The organism is Sphingobacterium wenxiniae, from assembly GCF_900116225.1.
GTDB lineage: Bacteria > Bacteroidota > Bacteroidia > Sphingobacteriales > Sphingobacteriaceae > Sphingobacterium > Sphingobacterium wenxiniae.
Genome location: NZ_FOZZ01000005.1, coordinates 249510 through 265032 on the forward strand (window position 1 = coordinate 249510; position 15523 = coordinate 265032).

Here is a 15523-nt window from a genome sequence, read left to right on the forward strand (position 1 = left end):
TTTTTTCTTAAATATTATTGTACATGACAAAAAATAATGTCATCGTCATACTTCCTCGTCCCGAATGCTTTCTGGAACGCGTTTTTTTATGACTTATTCAGTTTTGTCATGTACTAAACTTAAAGATACAAAAAAATCGTTATAAGTGTATATGTGTTCATGAGGTTAAGAAGGAATCTTCTTATCCCGTTGCCTTGAAAGAACCCCTACCAAACCTACGACAATCATCCCAGAAGCGATAACGAGTAGCTGATTGGCGCCAGGGATATACGACCGTACTAACCCTCCTATTCCCTGTACTGTCAAAATCAATTCGTTGAATAAAACACCGAGAACTACTATATAGAGCCATATTTTCACCCCGTTGTGAAAACGCAGCAGCTGCAGCTGCACAGCTAAGCCCAATAGAAACAAACTGACAATTACCAACAGCACCAGATGCAAATACGCAATCACAATAGGTCTGTAACCATAGACCAATTTGCTCAGTGCTGGAACAACCGAAGCCGCTTGCAGCATAAATTTTAAAAATACGGCAAGCATCACGCCATACCATATTATCCGAATCGTAGGATTGAGCTTTTCCAATAATTGTGAGCGAAGCCGCAGTGTGTTGCGCATTAATGATGTCCAGATCAGTAACTGCACGAGAACCGTAATCACCACGACAACATATAGCCATTGCGGAAAGGCCTTCCACCATAATACCGACAAGAAATAAGCTGGCACGACACAAGCAAAAAAACTCCAAAACAATTGCTTAGAACAGATAACCTTGCCTGTTGATTGGTAGAGCCAATAAAGCAACAATCCTATACAGGAGAACAAAAACCAGCCATTATATTGAAAGTGTAGGTAAAAATAGACCGATGCCAATTGATTCAGCGGGGCTAATTGTTTGGTCACCATCAAGTATACCAGAGCGAATGTACCCAACGAGGAAAACACCAAAAAAAATAAAGCAGCTTTAAGCCAGTATTGGATGACTTTAGGTAACCCCGAACGTCCGATATCTCGACAAGAGAACCAGGCAAAAGTAAAGGACAGCAAAATTGTCAAGGTAGAAAAGATGATAGCATATAGCCCATATCCTTGTAGCGTAAAGCTGATAAGCATGCCATACGATGCCAACAAATTACTAACCACAATAAATCGATATCGTGGAGGCAACACATCGTTTGCTTTAAGACCGCATATCGCCATCACGATAAAAATCATCAGTGCATGGGAAACCCAGCCACCAAAAGCAAAATGGGAATGCGCATGCAACAGGAATTTTTGATTGGCCCAAGCTAAAGGAAAGATGACCTTAAGACGCATCAATAGTCCAAAACAACCAACAATCAACAAATTGAAAACAGCTATCCCAAACCATTGTCGAACACTACATTTTTGAATGAATTGCCACATACTACGAAGTTAGCTGTCTTTTGAAAATAACTTTATGATTGCACGCATAATCCGGATAGCCACAGTTTCAGTTTGCAAAGACTTCCGAAGTTTTACTTCGTAGAGGGCTTTGCCGTTAACTGCGTTCGTCGTTTGAAAACTTCGGAAGTCTAAAGTACGATGCCTAAATCCCATCTGCCGGAACAAACACTTTCCCTTTTACGATGCTCAACCGTTCCTCTTTCTCCATATTCTTAATTGCTCGAATAATAGTTTCCACCCGTAATCCCGTCATGTTCGCTAACTGTTGGCGGGTCAACATTAGTCGATTACATTCCTGACAAATTAGTTTTTTCTCTTGATTAAGGTATTGAATCAACTGTGTAATGATATCTTCCGGACAATTTCTGCTAATAATATCCGTCAGCATAAATTTAAACCTCAAATCGCTGACCATCGATTTAGAAAAAGCAAAATGAATAGCAGAGTTTTCCTTTAATATTTCATGAAATGTATCTGCTCGTAAACGTAATAATACGGCTGGTGTATCTGCAATGGCACTGCTTGCGTATGGCTCTCCATCAAACAAAGGCAACTCTCCGAAAATATCTCCCGGCTCCACAACTTTATGTAACACTTCCCTCCCGTCATCCAATAAATTGCACCAACGTACTCGCCCCGACACAATCTGATAATAATAAGAAGCATGCGTACCTTCGTGAAAAATAACTTCCCCCGGATCCAATTTCCGATAAGTAGCTCCCTTTTCCAAAAGTATTTCAACAGGAATCATAAGAATATGGCTTATGGGTATATTATCTTGTACAAAGGTAAAGACTTATCCCTAAGTTAAATTGACCCCAATCATACCAATAAGTGACAAGAATCAATAAAACACACAAAAACACTGACTAACAAAACCTTATGAACAAAAACACATCCTAAAATCATCGTTTTATGATTCAACGCATAAAATGTACACCCGTTGCAGAATACATTTGTAAAGTAAAATTTACAATTAATCGAAATAAGTATATAACACACAGTATTATGAAAAAATTAATCACACTCGTTATCATAGGCTTCTTTTTATACGCCTGTTCTTCAAATAGCAACAACGATCAGCAAACCAAACGATCTTTCCCTGAAGAGAAGGCCCGCACCTCCGATGCAAACACATACGACCCTAAACGCGGGGAAGGAAAATTCGACGCTGTAGAAATAAGTGACCAGCTGGATGCCAAGATGGCTAAAGAAGGGGAAACCATTGCCAACCTAAAATGTGCCAGTTGCCATAAATATACAGATGAGCGCTTAGTGGGACCAGGATGGGCCGGAGTAAGCAAAAAGCATAAACCGGAGTGGCTAATGAACTTCATCACCAATCCAGATCCAATGATTGACAAGGATCCGGAACTACAGGCTCAATTAGAGCTATGCTTGGTGCGTATGCCGAACCAAAACCTAAGCGATGCAGATGCCCGCAGCATTGTGGAATTCATGCGGCAATTAGACGGAGTAAAATAAATAATATCACAATAAAATTGAAAGTTATGAAACTTAAAAACTATCTCTTATTCGGTCTCGCTGCGGCTACCATGACCGCTTCTTTCCAGGCTTGTAAGCCAAAAGGAGCTGGTAGCGCTGTATCTGGCGATGCCGCTCAAAGAACTTACATTCCTCCCGGGCAGCATGACGAGTTCTACAACTTCGTTTCTGGAGGGTTTAGTGGCCAAATGAGTGTCTATGGACTGCCAAGCGGGCGTCTCTTCCGTGTGATTCCTGTTTTCTCGGTCGACCCCGAAAAAGGATGGGGATTCAGTGAAGAAACCAAACCTATGCTGCAGACCTCACACGGCTTTGTACCTTGGGATGATCTTCACCATATTGAAGCCTCTTTTACCGACGGAATGCCAGACGGTAAATGGATGTTTGCCAACTCCAACAATACACCACGCTTAGCAAGAATCAACTTGCAAACTTTCCGTACAGATGAGATTATCGAAATTCCGAACACAGGAGGCAATCACTGTTCGCCCTTCACAACCGAAAACTCCGAATATGTGATTGCAGCAACACGTTTCAGTGTTCCACCTGACGGGGAAGGTGATGTTCCGATTGACTCGTACAAAGAAAACTTTAAAGGCCACATCAGCTTCGTGAGCGTAGATAAACAAACCGGCGAATTTGACATTTCCTTCCAGTTGAAAACACCGGGATTGAATTTCGATTTATCCAGTGCGGGTAAAGGAGTATCCAATGGCTGGCTGTTCATGAGCTGCTACAATTCCGAGCAAGCACACACGCTTTTAGAAGTCAACTCTTCAAAAAACGACAAGGATTTTATCCTGGCTATCAACTGGAAAAAAGCAGAGGAATATATCAAAGCCGGAAAAGGCAAGAAACAAAACAACGTACGCTATGCACATAACAAGTGGGATGAGCATACGCACACCGCAAAACACGAAATCAAAACAGAAGTTACCGTATTGGATGTAACAGAATTTGAGGACTTGGCTTATTTGATACCTTGCCCTAAATCACCACACGGAACCGACGTCAGTCCTACAGGCGAATTTATCGTAGGTAGCGGTAAATTGGCGGCCTTGATTCCGGTGTTCAGTTTCGACAAATTGCAAAAAGCTATCTCCGCTAAAGATTTTGAGAGCGAACTATATGACGGCATTCCGGTAGTTAAATACGAATCTGCATTACACGGCGAAGTACAAAAACCAGGCTTAGGCCCATTGCATACCGAATTTGACGACAAAGGCAATGCTTACACCTCATTCTTTGTATCCTCAGAAGTCGTGAAGTGGAACATCAACACTTTGGAAATCTTGGACAGACAGCCTACCTTCTATTCTGTTGGTCACTTGATGGTTGCCGGAGGTAATGCGAAAAAACCTTTTGGCAAATATCTGGTAGCTTACAACAAGATTACGAAAGATCGCTTCTTGCCGACAGGACCTGAACTTTGCCACAGTGCGCAATTATTTGACATTAGTGGTGATAAAATGGAGCTACTATTGGATTTCCCAACAATTGGCGAACCACACTATGCACAGGCTTTACCTGCAGATCTTATCAAAGAGCGTTCACTACAGATTTATGACATCAACGCCAATAAGCATCCCCACAAAACCAATGGAGAGAGCGAAGCCCGCGTGGAGCGTAATGGTAACATCGTTCGGGTCTATATGACAACTATCCGCTCACACCTTACTCCTGACGTTATCGAAGGAATTCAATTGGGTGACGAGGTCTATTTCCACGTGACTAACTTAGAACAAGACTGGGATATGCCACATGGATTTGCCATCAAGGGTGCTAACAATTCAGAATTGTTGATTATGCCAGGCGAAACTACCACCTTGAAATGGGTGCCGGATCGAGTGGGTATCTTCCCATTCTACTGTACAGACTTCTGTTCGGCACTGCATCAGGAAATGACCGGCTACGCACGTGTATCGGCCCAAGGTAGCAATGTCCCAGTGAAATACTATACCGGAGAAAAGACAGAGTAATCAGCTATAAGCTATGGGGTTGTCTAAAAAGCTAAACATCATCGTCATTGCGAGGTAACGAAGCAATCTGATGATGTCAAAAACTCAGATTGCTTCGTCGCTGCGCTTCTCGCAATGACGCGTTTTTGTGGTTTGCGAACCTTTTTAGACACCTTTCATAACTTACAACAAAATACAAACTAAACAGATAAAGAAGTGAAAAATTCAACATCCATATCTACCACAAACCGCATCATACTTATCGTATGTAGCTTGGCACTGCTGTCGGTTATCTTCCTTCCAATCTGGCGCATCGAGTTAGATGCAGCACAATATCCTGAAGGATTAGAATTAAAAATATACAGCAACAAGCTGGCGGGGCAGGTGGAAATCATCAATGGGTTGAATCATTATATCGGCATGAAAACCCTTCATGCCGATGACTTCATTGAATTTACCGTATTACCCTATCTCATTGGCTTTTTTGCTCTTGCTTTCTTAGCTGTGGGTCTCCGTGGAAATCGAAAATCCATTTACTGGCTCTTCGGCGGATTCGTCCTGTTCGGGATAGTTGCGATGGTCGATTTTTACAGATGGTTGTATGAATATGGCCACGACCTCGACCCTAATGCGCCTATTATTGTTCCAGGAATGGCCTATCAGCCGCCACTTATAGGCTTTAAGCAGCTGCTCAATTTCGGAGCTTTCTCCATTCCCGATATTGGTGGTTGGATCTTCATTGCTGTAGGAATCTTACTGGCCTATTGCACCTTTATAGAGTTCCGCAGAAGTCGGGCAAAGAGATAGGTGACAGCCGTTTAATGTCATACTGAGCTTGAGCTGAAGCGGGAGAAGTATCGGTATGTTACACCATGCACAAATTAGGAATGGACAGATCGAATAGATAGCACACAGCGGATATAAATAACTTTAAATATTATACAGATGAAACGACATACATTATCAGGACTTGCGTGGGGCACATTTATCGTCCTATTTATCGCTCTTTTACAAGCTTGCTCCAGTCATGCCGGCCCCAAACCGATCAATTACGGTGTGGACCAATGTGCTTATTGTAAAATGACAGTGAGTGATGCGCGTTTCGGCACGCAGCTTATTACCAAAAAAGGACGTGCGTACAACTTCGACGATGTACAATGTATGATAGCTTATGTCAAAGAAGGACAAACCCAGCACGAAGATGTAGCGGCATTCTACCTGCCTGATTTTAAGTCCCAAGAACTGAAACCTGCGGAAAATATGTTTTACTTAAAAAGTGAAGCCTTAAAAAGTCCCATGCGTGGCGACATTGCTGCTTTTGTCAGCAAAACAGACTTAGAAAGTGTCTTAGCAGAATTTGGCGGCACTGTATTAACTTGGGACGATCTGTGGAAGTAAGTCGCAAAAAATGAAAATTTTTCTATTTAATATATGCGTTTGTTTATTGATGGTAGTCGGCATATCCCATGCCGCTACCATTAAAGTAGGCAAACAGTATCCAGTCACGACCATACAGCAGGCTCTCGAAAAAGCCAACGACGGAGATACCCTATTGGTATATACGGGCCACTACGCGGAAGGGAACCTCACCATCGAAAAGCGAATTATGCTGATCGGTATTGACCGCCCTATTATCGATGGACAACACAAACACGAACCTATATCCATCCGGACTGATGATGTAACAATAAAGGGTTTTACCATTCAAAAATCAGGACACTCTTCCATGGCTGATATTGCGGCAATTAAAATATATAGCGGCAAGAACATCAGCATCGAAGACAATATCTTAGACGACAATTTCTTTGGCATTTACCTGCAAGGAGCCTCGAATTGTCGTATAATAAACAATAAACTACAGGCCTATGGTAAAGCCGAACACCTTGTGGGAAACGGCATACATTCTTGGAAAAGCAACAATATTATTATTGAAGACAATGAAATCATCGGACATCGCGACGGCGTTTACCTAGAATTTGTCACACATACCCGAGTAGAACGAAACCTATCGCACAACAACCTGCGCTACGGATTGCATTTCATGTTCTCTCATGACAACGAATACCATTACAATACTTTCCGCTCCAATGGAGCTGGTGTGGCAGTCATGTACACACAACGCGTACGCATGGAGCACAACATCTTTGAGGAAAACTGGGGCGATGCAGCCTACGGTCTCCTGTTGAAGGACATCACCGACAGCCATATCCTGAACAATACCTTTGTCAAAAATACGACAGGCATCTATATGGAAGGCAGCAATCGCCTTCAAATCCACCAAAACAACTTTGAAAGCAATGGTTGGGCCATTCGAATCTTTAGCAGCTGTATGAACAATACGCTGGAACAAAACAGCTTTGTCCAGAACACATTCGATATCGCTACCAATGGCAGTAGTGGCAAAACCACCAATATCTTTACCGGGAATTATTGGGATAAATACGAAGGCTATGATTTGGACAAAAACGGTTATGGAGATGTACCCCATCATCCAGTCAGTCTTTTCTCCATGCTTATCGAACGTTACCCAACGGCTATGATCCTCTTCCGCAGCTTTATGGTCACCCTGTTCGATCGTACGGAAAAGATGATCCCAAGCCTAACACCGGAGAATTTAAAAGATGAGAAACCTTTGATGAAACTTCCTACGTCATGATTAAAATCGAACAACTTTCGAAGTCCTTTGGGAAGCTCCACGTCTTGAAAAACATTGATCTTCAATTAGAAGGCGGAGAGTGCGTATCCTTAATTGGTCCAAATGGCAGTGGAAAAACGACCTTGATAAAATCTATCCTCGGAATGGTTATCCCAAGTTCGGGTCGCATCCTTTTTGAGCATAAAAATATACATGGAGCTTGGCAATATCGCCAGGACATTGGCTATATGCCACAGATTGGTGAATATCCGGAAAATATGACCATCGGTCAGGTAGTGGACATGATGAAAGATATCCGACGGATGCCGGAAGCAGAGATGGACATGGAGTTGTACGACAAATTCGAGTTGCACCGCATGTTGGATAAGCGCATGCGCACTCTTTCTGGCGGAACACGCCAAAAGGTAAGCGCTTGTCTAGCATTTATGTTTAATCCCAAAACATTGATTTTGGATGAACCTACAGCGGGCTTAGATCCTTTGGCCACGGAAATCCTCAAAGAGAAAATTATCAAAGAAAAACATAAAAACAAGCTGATCCTAATCACCTCCCACGTATTGAGCGATTTGGATGATTTGGTCACACAGATTACCTATATGCAGGATGGTCAACTTATTTTCCACAAGACTATTGAGGCCTTGAAAACAGATACCGATACGGATAAGCTCTCTAAAGCTATTGCACAGGTAATGCGCACTGAAGGAGGGTTGAGATGAACAATAAAATCATAAAATACGTCATCACCGACTTGCTTCGAAACCGTACTATACTGGTTTATACATTGGTACTTTTAGCGCTTTCGCTTAGCATCTTTATGATAGAAGACAACACGGACAAAGGCATTGCCAGCTTGCTTAACATTGTGCTGTTTGTTATTCCTTTGGTCAGCATCGTTTTTTCGACAATCTACCTGTACAACAGCTCCGAATTCATTGCTTTGCTGGTCAGTCAGCCTTTGAAACGGCAGACGATATGGTTGAGTCTTTTTATAGGGCTGGCAACGGCGATGAGTCTTGCCTTTCTTGTGGGCGTAGGCATCCCTACACTTTTATTCGCTCCGGGGATTTCCGGTATCACGCTGGTCATTGACGGGTTGCTCTTATCACTTATTTTTGTATCGATCGCCATGTGGACATCCGTCCGAATTCGCGATAAAGCGAAAGGCATTGGCTTAGCCATCATGCTTTGGTTGTATTTCGCTTTGATATTTGACGCTTTGCTCCTATTTGCACTTTTCCAATTTGCAGACTATCCGATCGAAAATCTAATGATAGCCGTATGCATGCTCAACCCAATAGACATCAGCCGTATCTTGATTTTATTACAAATCGATCTTTCTGCCATGATGGGCTACACCGGTGCTATTTTCCGAAATTTCTTCGGCACACATTCGGGGATGATTATCACCTTCATCATTATGTTGCTGTGGGCAGCCATACCACTATACTTCTCAACACGATTCTTTAAACAAAAAGATTTATAAGAATTATCAGTTTCGATGAGCTTAAGCCCATCGAAACTGAATTCTTCTGACATCGTTTTGACAGTATATATCCCCCACTTATGCGTCTACGCATAAAACAAAAACACCATCCCCACTACCTTTGTATAGACGATAGGCGAGGAAAGCCTACTCCATCTTTTTCAACATATTAAACACAAAATGTCATGATAAAAACTGCTATACTCGATGTGACCAAAATCGAACCCCGTTTAAAACATCCAACTATTTTTGAGCATTTCGATGCCTTAGAACAAGGTGAATCGTTTACCATCCTCAACGACCACGACCCACGTCCGCTATATTATCAGCTATTGGGTGAACGCGGAAATTATTTTCGTTGGGAATATATAGAATCCGGTCCGGAATGGTGGCAAGTCGTGATCGCTAAACCCGCAACTGCAGAGAAAGAAGAAACCATCGGTGAAGTAGCAGCTGCCGATATGCGTAAGGCGGAAAGGTTAAAAAAATTAGGTATAGATTTTTGCTGTGGAGGCAAAATGTCGCTCAAAGATGCCGCGGCTTCTATTGGATTAAGCAAAGAAGAGTTGCAAGCACAATTGTCGGACGCTGAAAAACAAGAGCCTACACAGCAGGCTTTGCACTTCGATAAATGGGATTTGGCATTTCTTGCCGATTACATCCAGAACGAGCACCATAGCTATGTTCGGGAATACGGACCTATCATTGAGCAACTCGCCGACAAAGTTGCCCTTCGCCATGGCAATGAACATCCCGAATTACCACAGCTGGCCCACAACCTTCATGGCTTCATGTCTGAACTTTATGCACATCTGCAGAAAGAAGAGGAACAATTGTTCCCGGTTACTAGAACTGCTTCTGGCACAAATGCCAAAGAGGTCATCTCCACTTTGGAAGAATTACAAAAAGAACATGAAGAAGCCGGTGGGGAACTTGTCGAGTTCAGAAAAATAACCCAAGATTACCAACTTCCGGCCAATGCCTGTAATTCCTACACCTATCTTTACGAGCGTATACAAGCATTCGAGCAGAATCTTTTCCAACACATCCATTTGGAGAACAACATCCTATTCCCCAAATTAAAATCATCTTATCAGCAACTGCCTAATTAAGCGACAATGATAAAAATTAGTCCCAATACCCGCATATCCGAACTGGTCAAAACCAATAGCGCAAGTATCGAAGCCATCGCTTCACTGTCCAAACCTTTGGAAAAGCTCAAGAATCCTTTGCTCCGAAAACTTCTGGCAGCACGGGTCAATATAGCGGAAGCAGCCAAGATTGGCGGATGCTCGCTGTCGGATTTCAAGCGGGTATTGGAACCTTTAGGCTTTTCTTTAGCCATCGAATCCCCGGAAGAGGATACCGACACCAATGCGACAAATCTATTGCCCGATTGGTGTGTGAATAATCCTGTAGTGAAGATGGATGTCCGTCAAGGCATTGCAGAAGGGAATGATCCGCTGAAAGAAATACTCACAAGCTACCGACAGTTGCAAGAAGGACAGGTACTTTGTATCATCAACAACTTTATTCCTTCACCATTAATCTCCTTATTAGAGAAAAAAGGAGCACAATCCTTTACACACACAATCGATCAGGAAGAATATCACAGTTATTTCCTTAAGAAAGGCATCAACAGCAAACTACAAAAAGAAACTCCTTCCCTATCCATGATGAATTTGGAAGAATTTGAATTTTTACTCGACAGCTACTTACCTGATGATACTGTCAGACTCGATGTACGGGAACTGCCCATGCCACAGCCTATGGAACGTATCTTGGAGACTTTATCCACACTGGAAGAAGGCCAGGCACTATACGTGCGGCATCAGCGTGTGCCGTTACACTTGTTGGAAGCATTGCAAACAGATAATTTTGCCGTACATCTCTGTGTCAAGGAGGAAGTCGATGTAAGGTTATTCATTCATCACATATAACATGGCCGATATATTTGTCAACAAAGCACCCAAAGAATATGTCGTTGTTCCATTTTTCGGCACAGCGGCACTCTTTTTTTTATTGCTCTGCCTACTCCTTTGTTTCTCGGCGAAGGAAATTACAGGCCACTATTTTAATCCGCATATCTTAGCTATTGTCCATACTGCTGCTCTGGGCTGGGGAACTATGGTCATCATGGGCGCTGCCTATCAGCTTTTGCCCGTAATCTGTGAGAACGAACTCGTCAGTCCACGGATGGCGTTCCTGTCGTATCTGTTTCTCACCATTGGTACTTGTATATTAGTATACTGCTTCTGGACATTTCGCACCGATTGGCTGATGATGGTAGCCGGAAGCAGCATCGTCTTGAGTAGTTATTTCTACGCCTATATCATCTACCGCACCGCAACGGATGCCAATAAATCACCAATTTATCAGTATTTTTTGCTGATATCTGCGTTATGGTTATGCTTTACGACTACAGTCGGAATACTGTTGGTCATTAACCTTTCCTATACCTTTATTCCCCGGAATCATATAGATGTCCTCAAACTGCATGCGCACGCTGGTATCGTGGGGTGGTTTTTACTACTGATATGTGGCGTAGGCGCAAAGCTTATCCCCATGTTTCTCTTGGGCAAATCAAAAAAAACAATTCTGCTTTATGTCGCGCTTATCCTTCAAAATTTAGGTCTTATCTTATTTTTGGTTGATGGTTATTTCAATCCAATGGGCGGACGAATGCTTATCTACGGTGCGTTGATTGCCTTAGGCACCATCTGTTGGTTAATATATCTTGCCGACACCTACCAGCACAGAGCTCGTAAAAAAGTAGATGTCCCAATGCGGCATGCGGCATTTTCAATAGGTAGTAAGATATTAGCATTCGGTATGATTCCCGTCATCCTCCTTAATCCACAGACCAAATGGATAGCCTTATACGGCACGTTAATTTTTCTAGGCTGGATTACGGCACTGATTTTAGGTAAAACTTTTAAAACCTTACCTTTCATTGTCTGGAACCAACGCTATAAAAACCTAAACGGCAAGCTAAAAATCCCAATGCCCAAGCAACTGTATAGTGAGGAAGTAGTCAAAATCCAATATTATCTTTATAGCATAGCCATTGTCCTCTTGTGTCTCGGTATTGCATTGGACTCATCTCTTTTATTGCAATACACAGGAATACTTTGGGTTTTAGTCGCTGTACTGTATGTCTATAACGTCTTCCGTATTATTTTTCACAAAACGACTCTCCATCATGAAAATAGCACTAACTGATGCCTTTGCACAAGAGAAAATCAGAGCAAACCATGCACTGATACAGGTTATTGATCCCGAGCTCAATATCAATATCATTGATTTAGGCTTGGTATACGGACTCGATTTCACCATACCAAACAGAATAACAGTGACAATGACACTCTCCACCCCACATTGTCCTTTGGGGGATGCCATAGAAAGCGGAGTGACAAATGCATTGGGAAAAGTATTTCCTGACTATCAGGTCGACATCCAATTGGTCTGGGAACCGGAATGGAGCATAGATCTTGTCAGCGAAGCTGGGAAGGAACAGTTGGGAATTAAATAGGATAATCACAGTATTTCAGCCAAAGCTATAATTCCCTCTTCCAGTTCTTTTTCAGAAAGCGAGCCATAGCCCAATCTTATACCGTTTACAGTTTCAGCAAAGCTATATGTATCAGGCGTAATGATTTTGATGCCCTTGTTTTTTAGTGTTTGGGAAACCTGCGACCAATCTATTTGCGTATTAGGAACAATCCAAAAAGCCAATCCACCTTCGGGAATTGCATAGGTTGCTTTGCTTTTGATATGTTTATTCAGTACAGTTGCCATAAAATCCCTTTTGGCTTTGTAGTGGTTCGTTGCTTTTTTGATATGTCGTTTTATTGTGCCGTCTTTGATAAGTTGTAAAACCGCCTGTTCCATTATGCTGTCGCCCTGTACATCAATAATTTTCCGCAAACTGCCTACCTTTTCTATCAAGGCATCATCATTGCTCGCCAAATAACCGATACGCAGAGCAGGAGCTACAACTTTACTCATTGTGCCGACATAAACATAGTTTTTCAGTTCCGTAAAGCTGGACAACGGTAATACAGGACGATAACCAAAATGAAACTCATTGTCATAATCATCCTCAATAATCGTAAAGCCGTATTCGTTGGAAAGCCGTATCAACTCTAATCTTCTTTTCAAACTCAATGTTACGGTAGTCGGATATTGGCGGTGTGGTGTAACGTAAATTGCCTTTATCTTTTTGCCTGATTTCAGATAAGAAACAACATCATCTATCAGCAAACCGTCTTTATCTACACTTGCAGGCAACAATTTTGCCCCTGTATTCTCAAACGCAGACCAAGCAGGTTTATAACCGGGATTTTCAACGATTACATAATCATTTTTTGTAAACAAGTATTGAGCCGTCAGATACATTGCCATTTGACTACCACGAGTGATACAGATATTTTGTTCATTGACCTGCATTCCTCTTTGATGATTGAGCATTTGAACAATAGATTTTCTAAATTCCAAACCGCCCAATTCATTACCGTAACCAACCATTTGCCACCGGGCTTTTAGGTTGAATATCTGACGGTAAGCCCTTGCCAATTCTGTAATGGGAGCAATTTTGCTATCTGGGCTTCCATCATCAAACTGCAAATGATAATGGCTGTGCATTGTGCTTTTTGGGGTAGAAACTACACGATTGCTTTTCTGCACTTCCTTAAAATCGGGCAATGTATCAGCAATAAAAGTGCCTTGTCTTTCTTTGGAAATCACCCAACCCTCAATAATCAGTACATTAAGAGCTTCCACAACGGTATTCCGATTGACCTTTAAAAGCTGTGCAAGGTTTCTACTGCCGGGCAGGGCATCGCCTGCCTTTAATCTCCCAGAATGAATATCTTTTATAATGGCATCGGCTATTTGCAGGTAAACGGCTTTATCCGATTTTTCATCTAACTGTATTTCAAATTTCCAACCTCTTAACATCTGGACTATTAACTTTTATAAAAACTGTATCATTATAACAGTCCAAAGTTACAATACTTTTGTATCGCAATAATGCAATAACAATAAAATTTTTCAATTATGTCAAAATTAGAAACAGCGACAGAAGTAAAAAAATCTATCCACGCAGAGCAAAAACAATTCAGCTCCAAAGACTTTCATCAGACGTTTGCAAGACCAACGTATGTGAAGCCCTCACACGTTATTCACAAAAACGTTGAAAATGCAGGTGTACACAATCAGTTTTCGGAAGAAAGAAAACACCCTGTTTTCTTTGTGGACTTGCCGAGCAAAAGCGTAAGTATGACCATCGGAGGTTTATTGCCGGGACAGAAAACACACCTGCACCGCCATACCTACGAAACCGTTTTGTATGTCATCGAGGGCAAAGGTTGGTCACGAGTAGAAGATGAAATCGTGGAATGGGAAGCGGGCGATGCAGTCTATATTCCGTCTTGGGCTTGGCATCAGCACCAAAACACAAGTGAAACCGAAAATGCAAAATACATAGCTTGCGAAAATGCACCTCAACTGCAAAACTTGGGTGTGGCATTGCGTGAAGAAGAGGGCAGAGATTTTTAACTTTTAAAAACAGGACAATAAATGAACAAAGTACCATTTAAAGGTGTAATTGCTTACCCTGTTACACCATTTGACGACAACGAGAACATTGATATTCCGTTATTCCAAAAACAAGTAGAACGTTTGGTTACGGTAGGTTCTCACGGAATTGCCCCATTGGGAAGCACAGGCGTAATGCCTTACCTTAACGATGCTGAAAAAGAGGCATTGACCGAAACCTGCATACAACAGGTAGCCGATAGAGTACCTACATTGGTCGGTGTTTCTAACCTTACCACAGAGAAAACTGTTTACCACGCACAGTTTGCCGAGAAAGCAGGTGCAACGGCAGTAATGATTATCCCGATGAGCTATTGGAAACTGACCGATGACGAAATCGTAAAGCACTATGATGCCGTAGCATCCAAGATTTCCATTCCGATAATGGCATACAACAATCCCGCAACAGGTGGCGTGGATATGTCGCCTGCATTATTGAAACGCCTGTTGGAAATTCCAAATGTTACGATGATAAAGGAAAGTTCGGGCGACATTCAACGTATGCACTATTTAAGAAAAGAATTGGGCGAAGAAGTAGCTTTTTTCAATGGTTCTAATCCATTGGCATTGTCTGCATTTTCGGCAGGTGCAAGAGGTTGGTGTACCGCAGCACCTAACCTGATACCCGAGCTCAATATTGCTCTTTACGATGCCGTACAGGAAAACGATTTGGAAAAAGCCCAACGGATATTTTACAAACAGATTGATTTGTTGAAATTCATTGTAGCCAAAGGTTTGCCACGCTCCATAAAGGCAGGATTAGATTTGCTGGGTGTCGGCGGTGGAGGTTTTAAAAGCCCTTTGAAACCACTTAATGAAAGTGAAATAGCGGAATTAGATAGCATACTTTCAGTTGTTGAAAACGAAGTTTATCAGTATTAACCATCATTC

Annotated in this window: 16 protein-coding genes; 13 read left to right on the top strand and 3 right to left on the bottom strand. The window is 42.1% G+C overall.

From position 1 onward, the window contains the following. Positions 1–165: 165 nt before the first annotated feature. Positions 166–1410 carry a hypothetical protein gene (locus BM375_RS08880; RefSeq protein WP_093365342.1) on the bottom strand — a complete coding sequence of 415 codons (1245 nt, stop codon included), beginning with the start codon at positions 1408–1410 and terminating at the stop codon, positions 166–168. 163 nt (positions 1411–1573) lie between these two features. Next, complete coding sequence (locus BM375_RS08885; protein WP_093365343.1) at positions 1574–2182, bottom strand: Crp/Fnr family transcriptional regulator; 609 nt, start codon at positions 2180–2182, stop codon at positions 1574–1576. A gap of 257 nt (positions 2183–2439) precedes the next feature. On the opposite strand from BM375_RS08885, the gene BM375_RS08890 reads away from it, so the two are divergent. The 11 genes from BM375_RS08890 (at position 2440) to BM375_RS08940 (ending at position 12566) form a co-directional block, all read left to right on the top strand. Beyond that, positions 2440–2916 carry a c-type cytochrome gene (locus BM375_RS08890; RefSeq protein WP_093365345.1) on the top strand — a complete coding sequence of 159 codons (477 nt, stop codon included), beginning with the start codon at positions 2440–2442 and terminating at the stop codon, positions 2914–2916. Between the two features lie 26 nt (positions 2917–2942). Then, the gene (nosZ, locus tag BM375_RS08895; protein WP_093365346.1) at positions 2943–4916 is read left to right on the top strand and encodes a Sec-dependent nitrous-oxide reductase; all 1974 of its coding nucleotides are present in this window, start codon (positions 2943–2945) and stop codon (positions 4914–4916) included. Positions 4917–5111: 195 nt separating this feature from the next. Then, the gene (locus tag BM375_RS08900) at positions 5112–5702 is read left to right on the top strand and encodes a hypothetical protein (protein WP_093365348.1); all 591 of its coding nucleotides are present in this window, start codon (positions 5112–5114) and stop codon (positions 5700–5702) included. Positions 5703–5840: 138 nt separating this feature from the next. Beyond that, positions 5841–6293, top strand: coding sequence for a nitrous oxide reductase accessory protein NosL (locus BM375_RS08905; protein WP_093365349.1), 453 nt, complete (start codon positions 5841–5843; stop codon positions 6291–6293). Between the two features lie 49 nt (positions 6294–6342). Then, positions 6343–7551, top strand: coding sequence for a nitrous oxide reductase family maturation protein NosD (locus tag BM375_RS08910; protein ID WP_244525860.1), 1209 nt, complete (start codon positions 6343–6345; stop codon positions 7549–7551). After that, on the top strand, positions 7548–8267 hold the full coding sequence (locus tag BM375_RS08915; protein ID WP_093365352.1) for an ABC transporter ATP-binding protein: 720 nt from the start codon (positions 7548–7550) through the stop codon (positions 8265–8267). The genes BM375_RS08910 and BM375_RS08915 overlap by 4 nt, the downstream gene beginning before the upstream one ends. After that, the gene (locus BM375_RS08920) at positions 8264–9034 is read left to right on the top strand and encodes an ABC transporter permease subunit (RefSeq protein WP_093365354.1); all 771 of its coding nucleotides are present in this window, start codon (positions 8264–8266) and stop codon (positions 9032–9034) included. Before BM375_RS08915 ends, BM375_RS08920 begins: the two co-directional genes overlap by 4 nt. Positions 9035–9219: 185 nt before the next feature. Beyond that, on the top strand, positions 9220–10146 hold the full coding sequence (ric, locus tag BM375_RS08925; protein WP_093365355.1) for an iron-sulfur cluster repair di-iron protein: 927 nt from the start codon (positions 9220–9222) through the stop codon (positions 10144–10146). Between the two features lie 6 nt (positions 10147–10152). Continuing rightward, positions 10153–10974, top strand: a complete 822-nt coding sequence (locus BM375_RS08930; protein ID WP_093365357.1) for a DUF2249 domain-containing protein — start codon at positions 10153–10155, stop codon at positions 10972–10974. 1 nt (position 10975) lies between these two features. Continuing rightward, positions 10976–12256 carry a hypothetical protein gene (locus BM375_RS08935; protein WP_093365358.1) on the top strand — a complete coding sequence of 427 codons (1281 nt, stop codon included), beginning with the start codon at positions 10976–10978 and terminating at the stop codon, positions 12254–12256. Then, positions 12237–12566, top strand: a complete 330-nt coding sequence (locus tag BM375_RS08940) for a metal-sulfur cluster assembly factor (RefSeq protein WP_093365360.1) — start codon at positions 12237–12239, stop codon at positions 12564–12566. Before BM375_RS08935 ends, BM375_RS08940 begins: the two co-directional genes overlap by 20 nt. A gap of 5 nt (positions 12567–12571) precedes the next feature. Here the strand turns inward: BM375_RS08940 and pdxR are convergent, their stop codons facing one another. Beyond that, positions 12572–13993, bottom strand: coding sequence for a MocR-like pyridoxine biosynthesis transcription factor PdxR (gene pdxR / locus BM375_RS08945; RefSeq protein ID WP_093365361.1), 1422 nt, complete (start codon positions 13991–13993; stop codon positions 12572–12574). A 99-nt stretch (positions 13994–14092) separates the two neighbouring features. On the opposite strand from pdxR, the gene BM375_RS08950 reads away from it, so the two are divergent. Together BM375_RS08950 and BM375_RS08955 are read left to right on the top strand one after the other, a co-directional pair. Continuing rightward, a complete protein-coding gene (locus BM375_RS08950) occupies positions 14093–14593 on the top strand; it encodes a cupin domain-containing protein (protein ID WP_093365363.1) in 501 nt (166 codons plus the stop codon). Positions 14594–14614: 21 nt separating this feature from the next. Next, entirely contained in the window at positions 14615–15514 is a 900-nt protein-coding gene (locus BM375_RS08955) for a dihydrodipicolinate synthase family protein (RefSeq protein WP_093365365.1), read from the top strand. Positions 15515–15523 lie beyond the last annotated feature (9 nt).